General features: G+C 74.3%; 12 protein-coding genes. 4 read left to right on the top strand and 8 right to left on the bottom strand.

All coding sequences use genetic code 11. The annotated features are described in order from the left end of the window. Nucleotides 1-10: 10 nt before the first annotated feature. From ACQPY0_RS27000 to ACQPY0_RS26965, 8 genes are all read right to left on the bottom strand, one after another. Complete coding sequence (locus tag ACQPY0_RS27000; protein ID WP_432994005.1) at nucleotides 11-6,817, bottom strand: trypsin-like peptidase domain-containing protein; 6,807 nt, start codon at nucleotides 6,815-6,817, stop codon at nucleotides 11-13. 7 nt (nucleotides 6,818-6,824) lie between these two features. After that, nucleotides 6,825-7,166, bottom strand: coding sequence for a trypco2 family protein (locus ACQPY0_RS26995; protein WP_432994003.1), 342 nt, complete (start codon nucleotides 7,164-7,166; stop codon nucleotides 6,825-6,827). Nucleotides 7,167-7,246: 80 nt separating this feature from the next. Next, on the bottom strand, nucleotides 7,247-8,023 hold the full coding sequence (locus ACQPY0_RS26990) for an SDR family oxidoreductase (protein ID WP_432994001.1): 777 nt from the start codon (nucleotides 8,021-8,023) through the stop codon (nucleotides 7,247-7,249). After that, a complete protein-coding gene (locus ACQPY0_RS26985) occupies nucleotides 8,020-9,015 on the bottom strand; it encodes a pyridoxal-phosphate dependent enzyme (protein ID WP_432993999.1) in 996 nt (331 codons plus the stop codon). The genes ACQPY0_RS26990 and ACQPY0_RS26985 overlap by 4 nt, the downstream gene beginning before the upstream one ends. Next, the gene (locus tag ACQPY0_RS26980; protein ID WP_432993997.1) at nucleotides 9,015-10,460 is read right to left on the bottom strand and encodes a M81 family metallopeptidase; all 1,446 of its coding nucleotides are present in this window, start codon (nucleotides 10,458-10,460) and stop codon (nucleotides 9,015-9,017) included. Before ACQPY0_RS26980 ends, ACQPY0_RS26985 begins: the two co-directional genes overlap by 1 nt. Continuing rightward, nucleotides 10,457-11,767: an aspartate aminotransferase family protein gene (locus tag ACQPY0_RS26975; RefSeq protein WP_432993995.1), complete on the bottom strand. Its 1,311-nt coding sequence runs from the start codon at nucleotides 11,765-11,767 to the stop codon at nucleotides 10,457-10,459. Before ACQPY0_RS26975 ends, ACQPY0_RS26980 begins: the two co-directional genes overlap by 4 nt. Further along, entirely contained in the window at nucleotides 11,764-12,147 is a 384-nt protein-coding gene (locus ACQPY0_RS26970; protein ID WP_432993993.1) for a RidA family protein, read from the bottom strand. Before ACQPY0_RS26970 ends, ACQPY0_RS26975 begins: the two co-directional genes overlap by 4 nt. Nucleotides 12,148-12,284: 137 nt before the next feature. Next, nucleotides 12,285-13,076, bottom strand: a complete 792-nt coding sequence (locus ACQPY0_RS26965) for an IclR family transcriptional regulator (protein ID WP_432993991.1) — start codon at nucleotides 13,074-13,076, stop codon at nucleotides 12,285-12,287. A gap of 203 nt (nucleotides 13,077-13,279) precedes the next feature. Here ACQPY0_RS26965 and ACQPY0_RS26960 point away from each other — a divergent pair, with 203 nt between their 5' ends. From ACQPY0_RS26960 to ACQPY0_RS26945, 4 genes are read left to right on the top strand one after another with little or no spacing between them, the layout of a single operon-like run. Next, the gene (locus ACQPY0_RS26960; protein ID WP_432993989.1) at nucleotides 13,280-14,176 is read left to right on the top strand and encodes a dihydrodipicolinate synthase family protein; all 897 of its coding nucleotides are present in this window, start codon (nucleotides 13,280-13,282) and stop codon (nucleotides 14,174-14,176) included. Beyond that, nucleotides 14,173-14,925 carry an MBL fold metallo-hydrolase gene (locus tag ACQPY0_RS26955; protein WP_432993987.1) on the top strand — a complete coding sequence of 251 codons (753 nt, stop codon included), beginning with the start codon at nucleotides 14,173-14,175 and terminating at the stop codon, nucleotides 14,923-14,925. Before ACQPY0_RS26960 ends, ACQPY0_RS26955 begins: the two co-directional genes overlap by 4 nt. Continuing rightward, nucleotides 14,922-15,677 (top strand): SDR family NAD(P)-dependent oxidoreductase, encoded by a 756-nt coding sequence (locus ACQPY0_RS26950; RefSeq protein ID WP_432993985.1) that lies wholly within the window; start codon nucleotides 14,922-14,924, stop codon nucleotides 15,675-15,677. The genes ACQPY0_RS26955 and ACQPY0_RS26950 overlap by 4 nt, the downstream gene beginning before the upstream one ends. A 25-nt stretch (nucleotides 15,678-15,702) precedes the next feature. Next, the gene (locus tag ACQPY0_RS26945; RefSeq protein ID WP_432993983.1) at nucleotides 15,703-16,692 is read left to right on the top strand and encodes a Gfo/Idh/MocA family protein; all 990 of its coding nucleotides are present in this window, start codon (nucleotides 15,703-15,705) and stop codon (nucleotides 16,690-16,692) included. The last annotated feature ends 47 nt before the right edge of the window (nucleotides 16,693-16,739 follow it).

Raw genomic sequence — 16,739 nt, 5'->3', positions numbered from 1 at the left:
CTGTGCCGGCTCACAAGCCGTTCACCTCGAAGATCGCGCGGTAGAGAATCCGGTCGAGACGCTCGACGTGCTGGATCGAATTCAGCCTGTCGCCGTCGCGTTCGTACATCAGGTAGACGTTTCTGGCCCGAAGGGATCGCGTGGCGGTCTCCTGCAGGCCGCGCAGAATCCGGCGGCGGTCGGCGGACGCGCCTTCGCCGCGGGCCAGGCTCACCAGCAGGCGGGCCGTCGACGCGACGACGGCGGCATCCTCGTCATCGAGCAGCCGCAGTAGCTCCTCGGTGAGATCGCCCTCCATGCTGCGGAAATCCTCCACGGAGGCGTAGGCCGCCTGCTGGACCAGGGCGACGTCGTGCATGCACGCGCGCAGGGCGTCGGCGACCCGCCCCGTGACGCGGCGCAGCAGGCCGAGCATGCGCACGGCCGCGAGACGCCCCGGCCAGGAGCCGGCCGTCTCCACGAACTCGGCGAGGATCGGCTCCCAGGTTTCCGGATCGGCGAGCGCCGTGAACGCGTTCGGGGAGACCCGGGCCAGCGCGTCGGCCGCGGTGAGGAGATGGCTGAGGAGGCGGGCGGAGTCCTCCGTGAGGCTCAGGGACTCGATCCACGACAGCAGCAGCCGCAGCGCGTCCTCGTTCTCGGCCAGGTCGGTGGCCGCGTCCTCCGCCTTCCCCCAGTAGCCGTTCGACCCGCGCCGGACGTACAGGCCCTCCCCGATGCTCCTGAGCCGGCCGAGGCACGTCGCCGGGCCGGACAGGCACTCGTCGTCGACCCACAGCGTCGCCGCCTCGATCGACGAGCGCGCGGCGTCCAGGCGGCCCTGGGCGTCGGGCCGGGCGGCCGCCGCCGCCACGGCCGAAAGGCACGTCGCCGGTCCTTCGGGAAGAGACCTCACCTCCCGCCGCACCTGCACCGGAACCGCCGAGACGGCCGTGAGCACCGCGCGTTCGGAACCGTCCAGAACGCCCGCGTAGGCCAGCTGACTGAGCCCGGTGAGCAAGGTCTGCTGCAGCGCCGCGGGGGCGGCCGGCAGGGCGTCCAGCAGCAGCGTCACCAGCGACTCGTCGACCGACTCGATGTTCTTCAAAATCGCGTGCACGGACGAGTCGGGGTCCGCCGCGGCCTCCGCCAGCCACCGCTGCAGCGCGTCGGCGTCGTCATGGTGGATGTCGCACTGCGTCCAGTTCAGCGTGCTGCACACGGAGGGCGCGTAGTCGACCCGGCTCATGTGCCGGCCGATCGCCTCGATCGTCTCGGCGCCCACCCGCGTGGTGGACCAGCGGCGGTTCGGGTTGTCGAGAAAGGGTCTCGGTCCGTGCAGCGCGAGGGCGCCGCGGAGCCGGAGCCGATCGGTGGCGTCGGTGACCAGTTCGACCAGCCGGTCCACGTTCTGCGCGGTCAGGCGTCCGGCCTCCGCCTGCACGAGCGCCTTCCAGCGTTCGGCGTGCTCATCGACCGCCGTCCACCGGGTGGCGATGGCCGTGGTCTGCGCGTCGGCGCTCTCCAGGTAACCCCACAGACGCTCCAGGACCTCGCTGCGTCCCGACTGGACGACCCGGTTGAGCACCGACGCCTCCCGCGCGGTGATGCGCAGCGCGCCGTCGGCCGCGGACTCGATGAGGGCATCCACGCCGTCCTGCCAGTCGGGGCCGAGCAGCAGCTCCCAGTCGGCCGCGTCGCCGGTGGCGGCCGCCCCGAGGGCCCCGACCTCGGCGGCCGTCGCATCCAGATACACCACTGCCCAGGCGAGCCGCCCGGTCGGGTGCGCGTGCCGGTACAGCGCGGCGCCCGTGGAGCCGATCTCCGCCGGGCGCCGCCAGACGAGCGAGCCGAGCCCGTAGTGCGCCTGATGGGTGGCGACGAGACGAGAGCCGCGGCCCAGCGCGAGGTTCGTCAGCCACGCCTCGGGCAGGGATTCGGCGACCGTGTCGAGGGCGGTCGCGAGCTGCGCCGCCCGCCCCATCGCGGACCGGATCTCGCTGATCGTCTCGGCCCGGCGCACGGGATCGGCGATCTGCCCGACGGATTCGGCCACGGCGCCGAGCAGGTCCTCGAGCCGCTCGGGCGCCAGCAGCGCCAGCCGGGACTGGGCCCGCGCGCGATTCTCCGGGTCCTCGATGCACGCGAACAGCCGCACCAACTCGTCGAGGTCGAAGACCTCGCCGACCCCCAGCCCGATCCGCATGTCCGGGATGGTCATCATGAGCCACTCGAGGGCGCGGGCACGGTCGTGGTGGTCGGTGATCATCGCGATCGGATCGGCCAGGTCCAGCCGCACGGCCACGACCGGCTCGTGGTCGGTCCGGCCGGAAAGGCGCCACAGGGCCCGGAACCGCAGGTAGGGATCGGCGATCTGAGCGGCCTGCACCAGCACCGCCACGCTCGCCTTCACCACGACCCCGCCCGCCACCGCGTCCGGGTTGACGCGCCGGCGCAGGATGGCCTCGACGGCGAGGCGCAGGGTCTCGGCCTCCTGCCCGGTCAGGCGGCGGTGGCTCCACCAGCCGACCAGATCGCCGGCCACCGAGGCGTAGGCGGAGCTCAGCACGCGCTCGCCGGTCGCACCGGCGAGGTAGCCCTTGACGAAGTCGGGCCCGCGCAGGCGGCAGACCGCCAGCGTCTCCCAGATCAGCTCGGGATGGCCGCTCAGGAGGGATCCGCACTGGCCGAGCGTGCGGCCCGCGAGAAAGTCGCGCTCCGGGGGCGCCCCCAGGAGCCCGTCGAGCATGGCGAGGTAGTGCTCGACCGGCGTGTCACCCTGGGGGCCCAGCGGTCGCTGCGGCCACGGCAGCCGCCGCCGGGCCAGATGGTTGCGGGCCAGCGAGACCTTGGCCCAGCCGTGACTGAGCCCCCCGGACCGCCCGAGCATCACGGCCATCGGGTCGCCCGCCCCGGCCGGAAGCCCGGAGAAGAGGTACGCCAGGCCCTCGGCATCCACCGCGTCGCGGATCGGCGCCGAGGCCGCGTCCACGAAGCGGAGCGCGGGAATCCAGTCGCTCACCGCGAGCGGGCCGCCGCCGGCCGCGGCCCGGGCCGCGATCACGATCCGCAGCAGGTCGAGCTGGCGCGCCTCGGGGGCCTCGTCGGGCAGCGTGCGGGCGGCCGTCTCCGCGGATCGGATGATCGGCTCCCGCAGCAGCGATCTGAGCCACCGGAACCGGTCCAGCGCCGCACGTGCCGCCGGCCGCCGGTCGCGGTCGGCCAGCGCGGCGCGGACCAGCGGGACGACGTCCTGCCCGAGCGCGGCCAGGCCGACGACCCCGTCCGCGGCGCCGGCCGGGTCCGCACCGCGCTCCCACGCCCGGCGGAAGGCCGCCGCCAGCTCGCCGGACGGCCGGCGCGCGCGGAGCTGGCGCAGCACGGCCCGGCTCAGCTCCGCGTCGGCCAGGTCGTGGACGATGTCGCCCGGGCAGAACTCGATCGGCGGGATCGGCGGCGGCGGACCGGCCGGCTCGTCCACCGGGTCGTCGTCGAGGGACCGTACCTCGTCGATGCGCCGCTTCTGGTATGCCTGGAGCCGCTCCCGGACGCCGACGTGGCCGAGCCCGCCGTACAGCGCGACGAGCAGCCACAGCCAGCCGACGTCCTCGCGCACGAACGCCGTGAGCTCCGGGCTCGACTCGAGCAGCCGGCGCATCGGCAGGTGGGTGGCGACCAGGCGGGAGGTGTTCAGCGCCGGGGCCGGTCGCGGCCACGGCCGGCCACTCGCGGACTGGCCGAGGGCGGCCAGCAGCGCCCAGTGCACCGGCCACCCCAGGTCGGGCTGGTCGCGGTGCACGACCCGCAGCAGCGCGTCGACCGTGCCGGTGGTGAACCAGCCGATGCGCAGCAGGACCTCGGCGGCCGCGCCGGCGTGGTCGCGGGCGGCGCCGTTGCGCTGGATCGCCTCGCCGATCGACTTGGCGACGAGATCGGCCTGCGGCCCGTCGCGCAGCCGCGCGAACACGTCACAGATCTCCTCGCGCAGCCGCTCCGCCTGCGACTGGCGCTGGCTGAACGCGTAACACCCCAGGAGCTGCTCGACGATCCGGGCGACGACGCGGACGGGCACGTCGTCGAGGTTGGGCAGGGCGCTGACCACCAGCATCGCGCCGCGCGGGATCAGCGGGTCGCGATCGTCGCCGACGAGTACGTCCTCCAGCACGCGGGCGCGGGTCTCGGGGCCGCCCCACTCGGGGCTCGCCATCACCAGCCCGACGGCCAGCAGCAGCGGCTCGCGCCACAGCGGGTCGTCCAGCCGCGCCACGATCCTCGCCGCGGCGTGCTCCCGGTCGGACAGCAGGTGGCGCGCGGCGAGGAACTCCTGGAAGGTCCGGTGGAAGAACGCGTAGTTGCCGGAGCTCTGCTCGGCCAGCAGGCCCACGTGGTTGCGGATCGTCGCGAGCAGGGCCTCCAGCACCGGCCGGAACGACCGGTCCGCCGGCCCCGATCGCCGCATGAGGGCCAGCGGCCCCTCGACCAGCTCGGCGATGCGGTCCAGGCCGATCAGGCCATTGGTGCTGCGGTTCTCCTGCATGTCCGCGGCCAGCGGCTCCAGCGCCGCGAGCAACTCCTCCCGCTTGAGCTCCTGGGCCTGGCACTCCGGCCGGTTGAGCCAGATCCGCAGCAGGTTCTCCACGACCCGGTCGTACACGCCGGCGCGCTGGTCGGGCAGGTGTCCGTCGGTCAAGTAGACGGTCGCCAGGATGGTGATGAGCAGCGGGTTGGTCGCGAGCTCCCGGATGGCGGGGCGGGCCTCGTCGTAGATCTCGCCGATGAGCGCCTCGGCGACGGCACCGGCCGGGCGGTCGATGCCCAGCTCCGCGCTGACCGCCCGGGTCCAGGCCCGCGCGAAGTGCTCGACCGCCGGGCGCCGCATCGGCTGGATGCCGAAGTGGGCGCATCCGCTGCGGATGGGCATGAGCTTGTAGCCGACGTACCGGCTGGTGACGACCACCTGGTTACCGCCGGCCCGCCAGGGCACCCAGGCCGCGTCCGCCGCGTTGGGCCGGGTCGCCTTGTCGATGAAGTCCTGGATCTTCAGCGAGACGGTCCGCCGGTTGGCCTCCGGCAGCTCGTCGAGGCCGTCGAGGATGACGACGGCGCCGTCCCGCTCGAGGTGCTGGCGCAGCAGGGCGTTGCGCATCGGCGGGGTGCAGCCGTCGTTGCGGCCGCAGGAGTCGGGGTCGCGGCCGAGGTACTCCTCCAGCGACAGCGCCGGCTTGCGCTCGCGCTCCCGCTCCGCCAGCTCGCGCGCGAAGTGCGCCAGCCGCAGGAAGATCGGCACGCGCGCGGGGCCGAGGTCGACGAGGCGCTCCGGCGCCGGCCCGTCGGAATGATCGGGGTCGATCTGTGAGAGCGGAACGAGAATGTGTACCCCGACGTCGATCACGATCGTGCCGGAGAACGCCGGCGCCGCTGGACCCCCGGCGGTGTATCGCACGTGCGCGTATCGGCCGCCGCACTCATGCCCGGCCGGCGTGAACGTCATCCGGTCGACCTGGTCGAGGGTGACGACCTGGCCGGGGCGGACCGGGCGCCCCGACAGCGCCAGCGTCCCGCGGGCCGGCGGCTCGTCGATGCGGATCGCGCTGATCGCCTCGGCCTGCTCCGGCCCGACGAAGTGGCTGCGGGCGAACGCCGACGTGGTGGCCGCCGGCACGTGGATGCGCGCCTCGTCGGGCAGGGCCGGCCCGGCTTCGGCCTCGACCTCGTGGGGCAGCTGCCGCAGCATCCCCCGGGCCAGCTGCAGCGCGAGCCACCGGCCGAGGGTCGTCTTGCCGCTGCCCGGACCGCCGAGCAGGACCATGCGGCTGTGCTGTTTGAACGCGCCGGCGATCGTCTGCACCTCGGCGATGCCCGCCCGCCGGGCCGCCTCGCGCAGCGGCCGGTAGGTGCGGCGGACGTTCTGCGCGTCCAGCTCCTCCAGCCGGGTCGGCTCGATCAGATCGAGCGCGGTGCCGCCGGCCGCCTCCCGGACCTCCAGGCTGTGCAGGTTCGCCAGATGCCGCAGGTCGTAGTCGCTCTCGGGCTCGGCCGCCAGCGCGACGTACACCTTCTCCAGCTCGATGCGCAGCGATCCGGCCTCGCGGATGCCCTGCAGCTCCAGCCACTGGTAGCTCTCCGCCAGCAGCGTGAGGTATCCGTGCGTGTTGTCCGCGGCCGCCGGCCCGGCGCCGAGCCGCACCGCCCGGTCGCCGGCCGGTCGCCCGGTCACCGTCGCCAGGGCGGCCGGTCCGGCCCCGACCAGCCGGGCGAAGCCCGCGTTGTCCAGCAGGTCCGCGACGGGCACCGCTTCCAGCCGCGAGGGCGCGAAGCCGGTCGGGTCCTCGACGAGCACGCCGAGCACGTGGCTGCCGTCGCCGGTCAGCAGCGCCGCGCCGGACATCCCCGACCACGGCGAGTCGCCGCGGGGCAGGTCGTACGGCAGCGCGCTGGTGACATTGACCGCATAACGCCCGACCCGGTGCGCGGCCGCGGGCATGATGAACCCCGCGATGTGCTCCTCGGCCCGCACACCGTTGCTGGTCTTCTGCACCCGCGGGTAGCCGATGGCGGTGCAGGACACCGGGTGCACGCCGGACAGGATGCCCCACCGCGTGCCGACCCCGTCCCAGCGCCGGGCCGAGGCCCGCACGAGCGCCGCGTCCAGCTCCGGATCGCGCCAGAGCACGGTGCCGCGCAGCTCCTCGTCGCCGGCGATGACCCGCACCTCGGCGTCGTCGGCGACGACATGCGCCGCGGTCAGCACCAGGTCGGCGGCGATCGCGTATCCGGAGCCGCGCCCAGCGCCGTCCCGCAGGACCTCGACCACCCGGGCGTGAACGTCGTAGATCATGCGCCGGTCAGTCGTCGCTCATCTTGAGTTTGCCGCCGGCGCCGCCCAGCTCCGGCTTGAGCACGAGCTTCACGACGTGCGTGGCGCTGGTCGCATGATCGACCCCGCCACCGACCGTGACGACGCTCCACAGCCCGCCCTTGACCTCGCCCTTGCGCGTGTGCGTGACAACCACCTGCAGCTGCACCTCGACGCTTTCGCAGGAGAACGACAGATCCTGCCCCTGCGCCCGCTCGACGGCCACCTTGAGCTGCTCGCGCAGACTCTCCAACGCATCAGCCAGCAGCAGGTCCCCGTGTACGAGTCCGCCCTGGGTCAGCCTCTCAACCGCCTCCACATCGACCTTCATACCGCGTCCGCAACCAGACTTCAGCCACCGTTCGGACAGCTCTGCACCGACCTGCGGCGCGGTATTCAATCAAGCTTTCGTCAGTGGGCGGTGAAGCCGCCGTCGACGGGGAGGGTCACCCCCGTGATGTAGGCGCCCGCATCCGAGACCAGGAGCAGCAGCGCACCCGTCACGTCGGACTCCTCGGCCAGGCGGCCCAGCGGGGTGCGGGCGCGGTAACGCTCGACGAACGACGCCGGCTGGGTGCCGTCGGCCAGCCCGCCCGGCGCCAGGCAGTTGACCCGGATGCCGTGCGGGCCCAGCTGGACGGCCAGGTGGCGGGTCAGGCCGATCATGCCCGCCTTGTCGTACGCGTAGAACAGCGGCATCGTCATGGACGTCCCGGCATACAGGCCGAAGTCGGGCCCGGTGATGCCGTAGATGGACCCGATGTTCAGGATCGCGCCGCCGGCACCGCGCGCGATCATCGCGGCGGCCACCGTCTGGGTCAGCAGGAACAGGCCGCGGGAGTTGGCCGCCGATGTCGCGTCCCAGTCGGCCGCCGACGTCGTGAACAGGTCGCCGCCCTGGCGGTGCACGGCGTTGTTGACCAGGATGTCGACGGCGGTGTCCAGGCGGCCGGACAGGGTCGCGATCGACGACGGATCCGACAGGTCCAGCGCGATGCCCGAGGCCGCGAGGCCAGCCGAGCGCAGGACCGCGGCGGCGGCGTCCGCCTTGGCCGCCGACCGGGAGGTGATGATGACGTGGGCGCCGGCCTCGGCCAGTGTGCGGGCGATCGGCGTGCCGTACAGGCCGGTGCCGCCGGTGACGATCGCCGTCCGGCCGGCGAGCGAGAACGCGTCGAAGACGGTCATGCGAGCAGCTCCGCGAGGCCGGCGGTCCACCGTGGCGGCGGCCCGGGTTCGGTCAGGGCGTGCAGGGCGCCGGTGTCCTTCCAGCCGGCGCCGGTGGCGATGAGCACGGCCCGCGACCCGGCCGGGATACGGCCGGACGAGGCGTCGGCGAGCAGCCCGGCCAGGGCGGTGGCCCCGGCCGGTTCGACGAAGATGCCGGCCCGCACCATCCGGGCGTGCGCGGCGGCAACCTCGTCGTCGCTGACCTCGGTGAGATGCCCGCCGGACCCGGCGACGGCCGCGGGAACGTCGTCGTCGAACAGTGCCGCCACCTGCAGGCCGGAGATGCCGGTGGTGCTCGGCGAGGTCAGGACGCCCGGGCCGCCGGCGAGCGCGTCCCGCACGGTAGGACAACCGCTGGGCTGGACGGCCACCAGCCGAGGCACAGAACCGCCGAGGTCCCGATACCCGCGCCACAGCGACGCATACAGCCCGCCCCCGCCGATCGGCGCATAGACATGGGTCGGTGAGGTCTGCGCGGCCAGCTCATAGGCGATCGTCCGAGCCCCCGTCATGATCTCCGGCGCGTACCGGCCACCGGTCAGGAACGCCAGATACCCCTGCCGCGCGGCGACGTCACGTACCTGCGATGCCAGCGCGAGGGTGGTGCGCGGGTCGTGCCCGAGGCCCTCGACGAGATACACCTCGGCCCCGGCCGCGCGGATCTGCACCAGCTTCTCCGGCGGCGTGGTGGCCAGGGCGAGCAGGATCACCCGGACTCCGGCCCGAGCCCCGTAGGCGGCGACGGCCGCCCCGCCATTGCCCGAGGACGTGCCGACGATGCCGCGCAGCGACCGCTCCCGGACCAGCGAAACCGCCACCGCGGCCACCCGGTCCTTGAACGACCCGGTCGGGTTGAGATGCTCGCACTTGACGTGCACGGTGATGCCGGCCAGGCCGAGGACGTCGGTGACGTCGAGCAGTGGTGTGTCCCCCTCCCCCAGGCTCACCATCAGGCCACCACCCGTTGCGGCGCGGTGGTGCGCGGCAGGGTGGAGACGTCGACCGGGCACACCCCCGGGGTGGCGACCTCGATGGCCAGCGCCGCGTCGGGAAACGCCGAGCGCCACGCGACCGCGCCCTTGGCCACGATGACCGCCACGGTCGCCGGGTCGATGCCCACCGATGTCAGGTGCTCCCGGTGGAACGGCGGGGTCGCGCGCTCGGTGACGACGACCCGCACGCCCCGCTGCCGCAGCACCGCGGTCGTGCCCATGCTGAACGACTGCCCGGTCATCCACGACCCCGCGGTCGTGTAACCGCCATCGGTCACGGCCAGGATCTCGGCCCGCATTTCCACGGGTGTACCGTGCCGATCGTCCGTCTTCCCCCCGACCGCGGCGACGATGCTCGCCCCCGCGCCGAGCGACGCCGCCCGCCGGGCGACCTCGGCATCGGCGATCACGACGACGGCATCCGCGGCGTCGGCGGCGATCAGCGACGCCAGCAACGCCGTCCCGTCGCCGGGGCTCCCGCCGCCGATGTTGTCGGCCACGTCGGCCAGCACGACCGGCCGGACATCGGCACCCAGGGCCTCCCGCACGGCGGCGTCCACGCCGGGCCGGTGAAGGGCGAAATCCGCCGCGTGTACCTCGAAATCGCCGGCGATCTCGTTGGCGACCTCGCGCGCCTCGGCCGCCCGATCGGGATCGGCGACGACGAGGACGCCGATCCCGGCCCGTTCCACGTCGCTGTACGCGAAGCCGGGGGTGAGCGAGACCCGGGCCAGCCCGGCCGCGGCGACCCGGGCCCGCGCCCGCTCGATCAGCCCGCGCATCGGCTCCGCGTCGGTGGACTGGGACAGCGGGCACGTCAGCAGCGGCACCTTGGCCAGGATCGTGGTCAGCGCACGCCCGCCGATCGCCTCCGCCAGCAGCGCGGCCGCCTCGTGCCCGCGCTCGAACATGTCGACGTGCGGATACGTGTCGTAGGCCAGCACGATGTCGCACGCGCCCACGAACGACGGCGACGGGTTGGCGTGCAGGTCGAGCACGGCCGCGATCGGGACGTCGCCGACGATCGCGCGGACCCGCCGCAACAGCACCGCCTCGACGTCGGGCGTCCCGGCCGCGACCATCGCCCCGTGCAGGTTGAGCAGTACCCCGTCGAACGGGGCGGCGGCCGCGAGCGCCGCGGTGAGACGGTCGAGCAGGGTGGCCAGGGTCGCCGCCGGGGCGGGCCCGGACGGCCAGGCGCCGGCGGAGAAGACCGGCACCGGGTCGAGCCCGGGCGCGGCGAGGAACCCGCTGATGACCGACCGGTCGCCGGCGTGGTGCCGGCGGACGTCGTCACCGGCGACGAGTTCGAACGCCTCGAACGCGGCGAGGTCGGCCGGGTTGGGCCCGTACGTGTTCGTCTCGTGCCACAGCCCCAGCACCGCGACCCGGGGCAGCGTCATCGCCGCGACTCCGCGACGTCGGCGGCGAGGGCTCGGTCGAAGCGGTCCAGGGCGTCGGTGAGCTCGGCGGGGCCGTGGGCGGCCGAGACGTACCAGATGCCGCGGCCGGCGACCCAGATGCCGTGCGCGGCGAGGGTTCGGCTGAAGCGGGTGTACCGCGCCAGGTCCAGTGACTGCAGCGAGGCGTGGTCGACCACGTCGGCCGGCGGGGCGCCCTCGGCGCGGAACGAGACGTGGAACGCGGCCGGCAGTCCCTGCACGTGCAGCGGCACGCCGTGACGCTCGCCGATGCCGCGCAGGCCGGTCAAGAGCGCGGCGCCGTGCTCCTCGACGGCGGTGTACGGCTGGGTCTCCCGCAGCACGTCCATCGTCGCCGAGACCGCGGCGGCGGCCATGACCGAGGCGTTGAAGGTGCCCGAGTGGTTGACCTTGCCGGTGCCGAACAGCTCCAGCAGCTCGCGGCGCCCGGCGATGGCCGCGACGGGCCAGCCGCCGGCGACGGCCTTGCCGTAGATGGCGACGTCGGGGGTGACGCCGAAACGCTGGGCGGCGCCGCCGAAGGCGAGCCGGAAGCCGGTGACGACCTCGTCGAAGATGAGCACGGCGCCGTGGGCGGTGCACAGCTCGCGCAGTCGGGCCAGGAACCCGGAGCGCGGCGCGATCGCCCCGCTGTTGCACATCATCGGCTCGAGGATGACCGCGGCGATCTCGCCCGGGTGCTCCTCGAAGCACCGCTGCAGGGCCTCGGCGTCGTTGAACGGGGTGACGAGCCAGTCCGCGAGGTACTGCGGCGGCTGGCCGGCGGAGCCGGGGCCGTGGCGCCCGTCCGGGCCGTGGGCCATGAGGACGGTGTCGAGCCAGCCGTGGTACTGCCCGGCGAACCCGATCATCTTGCGCCGCCCGGTCGCGGCGCGGGCCAGGCGCAGCGCTCCCTGCACAGCCTCGGTGCCGGACACGCCGAGGCGGGCCATGTCGGCCCAGCCGACCGCGGCGAGCAGCTTCTCGACCGCCTCGACCTCCAGGGCGTGCTGGGCGCCGAAGACCATCCCGCGCCCGACGGCGGCGGTGACCGCGCCGTTGACCTGCGGGTGGGCGTGGCCGAGGAACGCGGGGCCCTGGCCGAGCAGATAGTCGACGTACTCGTTGCCGTCGACGTCCCACAGCCGCGGGCCGCTGCCGCGCTCGAAGAAGGTCCGGGCGGTGGCGAGCCGCACGTTGGAGCTGACGCCGCCGGGGAGCACCGCGGCGGCCCGGGCGGCGAGATCGGTGGCGCCGGTGCCGGGGCGCACGGCCTGATCGGCGGTCATCGGGAAGCATCCTCGTCCGCGGGCGGGATCCACAGCACGGCGTCGACCTCGATGTCGAAGCCGGGCAGCGCGACCGGGACGGTGGTGCGGGCCGGGTGCGGCGCGCTGAGGCGCCGCTGGCAGGCCGCATTCCACTCGGCGAAGTGCTCAAGGGTGCTCAGGTAGCAGCCGATCCGGACGGCATGGGCCAGCGATGTGCCCGCCGCGTCGGCGAGGGCGGCGATGTTGTCGAAGACGGTCTCGGCCTGGTCGCGGAAGGCGGGGCCGGCCTGGCTGCCGTCCGGGCGGAACGGGCCCTGCCCGGAGACGAAAAGCAGGTCGCCCACGCGCACGGCGGGGCTGTAGGGGCCGGCCGCCGGACCGATGGCGGGACTTGTCACGGGGGTTGGGTACCGCACGAAGACCACCGTTTCACTAGCTGCAATTGATGTTCCGTTTCGACACCCTAAACGCCGCAGGGCGGGAGCCGTCAACCCCCGCGCGGCGAGAAATGATCACAACGGAACCGGCGGGGGGCTCAGTGCGGCACGTCGCGCACCGCGTCCACGAGCGGCCCCATGTGCTTCTTGAGCAGGTGCGCGACCCGCTGGGCGTCCTCCGAGGCGAAGCGCGAGGCCGGCGCCGACAGGCTCAGCGCGGCCGGGACCGCGATGCCTTCGACGGGCACGGCCACGCACCGCCCGTCGGGCTGGTTCTCGCAGTCGTCGATGCCCCAGCCCCGCTCCAAGGTGAGCTTGACCTCGCCCAGGAACCCGTCCACGGTGGTGATCGTGTCCGCCGTGAACTCGGGCATCCCGGCCTGCTCGAGGATGGTGCGCAGCCGGCTCTCGGGGATCTGGCCGGCCATGACCTTGCCGGTCGCGGTCGAGTGCAGGCAGGCCCGCTCGCCGCGGCTGGCCGCCAGCCGCACCCGCCGCGCGCTCTCGACCACCTCGACGTGCACGACCTCGACGCCGTCGAGCACGGCGAAGTTCATCGTCTCCTCGAACCGGTCGCGCAGCTTGACCAGGTGCGGCAGCACCGCGTCGCGCAGGGCCGCGAGGTAGTCGAAGCGCTGCGGCCGGAACGCCAGGCCCAGCCGATAGGAGCCGTCGCCGGTGTCGCGCTCGACGTAGCTGCGGGCCTCCAGCGCCGAAAGGTACCGCAGCGTGGAGCTCTTCGGCAGCGACACCGCCTCGGCGAGCGCGGCGAGCGACAGCCCGGTCGCGGGCTGTTGCTGCAGGGCGTCCAGCAGGTCGCACACCCGGTCCACGGCGCGGATGTTGTACGCCGCCCCGCCGCCCTGACCTGCGGCGTCGTCAACTTGCATCGTTCCTGGCCTCCGTTCGACGGTCCACTGTCGCCGCGCAGCCCTCTGTGTTCCAAGCCTGTTACGAGGATTGACATGATCCACGCGGACGACTAGAAGGTATACCACGTGCTAAAACGAGAGTTTCATTTCTGTCTCTGCGAGCATACCGACTCGCGGTCGACCGCGGGACGGCCCACTCAGCCGATGTAAGGGAGCCCAATGTGACAGAGGTCGTCCCGCCGCTGATCACCCCCCTCACCGACCGGGGCACGGTCGACCGGCCGTCGCTTGCGCGGCTCGTCCGGCACGTCGTGTCGGAAGGGGCCGACGGCGTGCTGGTGCTCGGCTCGACCGGCGAGGGCGGGCACCTGCTCCCCGACGAGCAGGAGGCCGTCGTGGCCACCGCCGCCGCGGCCACCGACCGCGACGTCATGGCCGGCGTCGCGGCCCTCAACACCCGCCAGGCGGCCCAGCTCGCCGCCCGGTTCGCCGCCGCGGGCGCGCGCAGCCTGCTCGTGCCACCGCCGTCGATGTTTCCGCTCTCGCAGACGGAGCTCGCCCGGCACTTCGCGGCCGTCGCCGAGGCCGGCGGCGTGCCCACGATCGCCTACCACGTCCCGGCGCGCGTCCCGACCCCGGTCGGCGCCGCCCTGCTCGGCGAGCTCGTCGCCAAGGGCGTCCTGGCCGGCGTCAAGGACAGCTCCGGAGACCTCGGCGGCCACCGCGCCGCGGTGCTGGCCACCGGCCGATCGCCTGCGGTGCGCCTGTTGACCGGTTCCGAGACGTGCGTCGACGCCGCCCTGCAGATCGGCTTCACCGGCGCGGTGCCCGGCCTGTCCAACGTCTTCACCGCCGTCCACCGGGCCTTGGCCGACGCGGCGGACGCCGGCGACTGGCGCGCGGCCCGGGATCTGCAGGACCGGCTGACCCACCTGCACCGCATCTACGAGGGCCCGCACGGCGCCGGCTCCTTCACCGCCGGCGCGATCGGCGCGCTCAAGGCCGCCCTGGTCGAACTGGGCGTGATCGAGACCGCGACGCTGAGCGAGCCGTTCACCCCGGTCGGCGAGCAGGCCGTCCGCCACGTCCGCGAGGTCCTCGCCGAGGACCGGCGATGAGCTGGCCCGCCCCGGTCCGGCTCACGGCGCGGGTCACGCTGGTCGGCAGCGGCACACTCGGCTTCGGGCTCACCGACGCGCACGACTCGCACGTGTATCTCGTCGACGGCGGCACCGACGCCGTGCTCGTCGACGCCGGCTGCGGCCTGGCCGCGGACCGGATCGCCGCGAACGTGCGGGCCTGCCTCGGCGCCCGCCCGGTGTCGCGAGTCCTGCTCACCCACGCGCACGCCGACCACGCCGGCGGCGCCGCCGACCTGGCCCGGCTGCTCAGCGCGACCGTCATGGCGCTGCCGGCGGCCGCGGCGATCGTCGCGGCCGGCGACGAGGACGCGTCGGGCCTGCGCACCGCGCGGCGGGCCGGCGTCTACCCGCCCGGGCTGCGCCCGGCGCCGGTGCCGGTGAGCCCCCTGGAAACGGACGAGCTCGCCGTCGGCGCGCTCACGCTCGGGATCCACGCGACGCCGGGCCACGCCGCCGGTCACTGCTGCTTCAGCTTCCGCGACGCCGGGTCGCGCGCCCTGTTCAGCGGCGACCTGGTGTTCGCCCGTGGCCGCGTGGCCGTCCTCGCCACGCCCGACACCGACCTGCGGGAGCTCGGCCAGAGCCTGCGGGACGTGGCGGCGCTGGACCCGGACGTCCTGCTGCCCGGGCACGGCGCACCGGTGCTCAAGGACGCCCACACGCACCTGCGGACCGCGGTCGAACACCTCGACCGGGGCGAACTGCCGCCGGGGCTGCTGCCATGACCGCACACCGTCCGCTGGTGAACAAGGTCGCCGTCGTCACCGGGGGCGCGACCGGGATCGGCGCCGGGATCGTCGAGCGGCTCGCCGACGACGGCGCCGAGGTCGTCCTGGGCGCGCTGAGCGCCGAGGAGGGCCAGGCGGCCGCCGCGCGCCTCACCGGGCCCGCCGGGCGCACGATCGTCGCGGTCGGTGCCGACCTGGCCACCGCGGCCGGATGCCGGGCGCTCGTCGAGGCTGCCGTGCGGCACCGCGGGCGGATCGACATCCTCGTGAACAATGCCGGCGTCACCGGGCCCGCGGCCGCCGCCCCGTTCGGCGAGTACGACGACGCGCGCCTCGACGCCGTCGTCGACGTCAACCTCAAGGCGCCCTTCCGGCTGGCCCGCGACGCGCTGCCGTACATGGCCGCCGGCTCGGTCATCGTCAACGTCACCAGCGTCGCCGCCTTCGCCGCGCAGGCCGACGCCTCCGCGTACGTCGCGGCCAAGGCCGGGCTGGCCGGGCTCACCCGGGCGCTCGGCTTCGAACTGGCCGGGCGCGGCATCCGGGCCGTCCACGTCGCGCCCGGCGACATCCGGGTCCGCCCCGACGGCCCCGCGCCCGGCGACGGCCCCTTCGACCGGGCCACCCCGCTGGGCCGGCGCGGCGTTCCGGGCGACGTCGCCGCGGCCGTCGCCTGGCTGTGCACCCCGGAGGCGTCGTTCGTCACCGGCACCGGCCTGCTCGTCGACGGCGGCTGGACCAGCTACTGATGGGACTACTGATGAGGCTGGCACCATGCTCATCGGCGTGAGCGGGCTCGGCTCAATCGGCCTGCAGCACATCACCGCGTTCGGCCAGGTTCCCGGGGTCCGGCTGGTCGCGTTCGACCCCGATCCCGGCCGGCGGGCCGCGGCGGCCGCCAACCCGGCCGTCGAACGGACCACCGGCGACCTCGGCGAACTGCTGGAGGCCGGCCTCGACGCGTTCGTCGTCGCCGGGCCTGACCACGTCCACCCGGCCCAGATACGAGCCGCAGCCGAGCGGGGCCTGCCGCTGCTGGTCGAGAAGCCGGTCGCGGCGAGTCTGGCCCAGGCGCGGGCGGCGGCCGCCGGCGTCGCGGCGACGGGGACGCCGGCACTGGTGGGGTATGTGCTGCGGCACCGGCTCGCCGTGCAGCGCACGAGACAGGTCCTCGCCGACGGGGAGATCGGCGAGCCGGTGGCGGTCCACGTCATGCTCGGCGCCTACGGGACGATCGAGGCGGCCGTGTCCCGCTTCGGGACGAAAGAGCCGGATCGGCTGTATCGCGACTACTCCCACGAATGGGACTACCTGCGCTGGTACTTCGGCCCGATCGCGCGGGCGTTCGCGGCGGCCCGGACCGTCACCTCCGTCCCCCACGTCGAGAGCCCGAACTGCGTCGACGGCCTGCTGGAGTTCGCCTCCGGCCTGCGCGCCACCTTCCACCTCGACTACCTCGAGCCGCTCGGCACCCGCACCGTGCAGGTCCTCGGCACCGGCGGCACGCTGCTGGCCGACTTCGGCCGCGGCACGGTCGACGTCCGCTCCCGCGCGCACGGCCGCGACCGGACGGTCCGGCACGAACTTCCCGAGCCGGCGGCCGCGGCCCTGGCCCGGCAGGCCGCGCACCTCGTCGCCGTGGCCCGGGGCGAGGCCGAGCCGCTCGTGACCCTCGACGACGGGGTCGCCGCGCTCGCCGCCGCCGAGGCGGTCCGCGCGGCGGCCGAGGCCGCGGCGTGGCGCGACCTGCCGCCACTGCACTGAGACCAAACTGAAACGGCCATGCCGGGCGACGCATGGCCTCCGATCTT

The organism is Dactylosporangium sp. CA-233914 (genome assembly GCF_050942935.1).
In the GTDB taxonomy this organism is placed as follows: domain Bacteria; phylum Actinomycetota; class Actinomycetes; order Mycobacteriales; family Micromonosporaceae; genus Dactylosporangium.
This window is presented reverse-complemented; position numbering and strand designations above follow the sequence as displayed.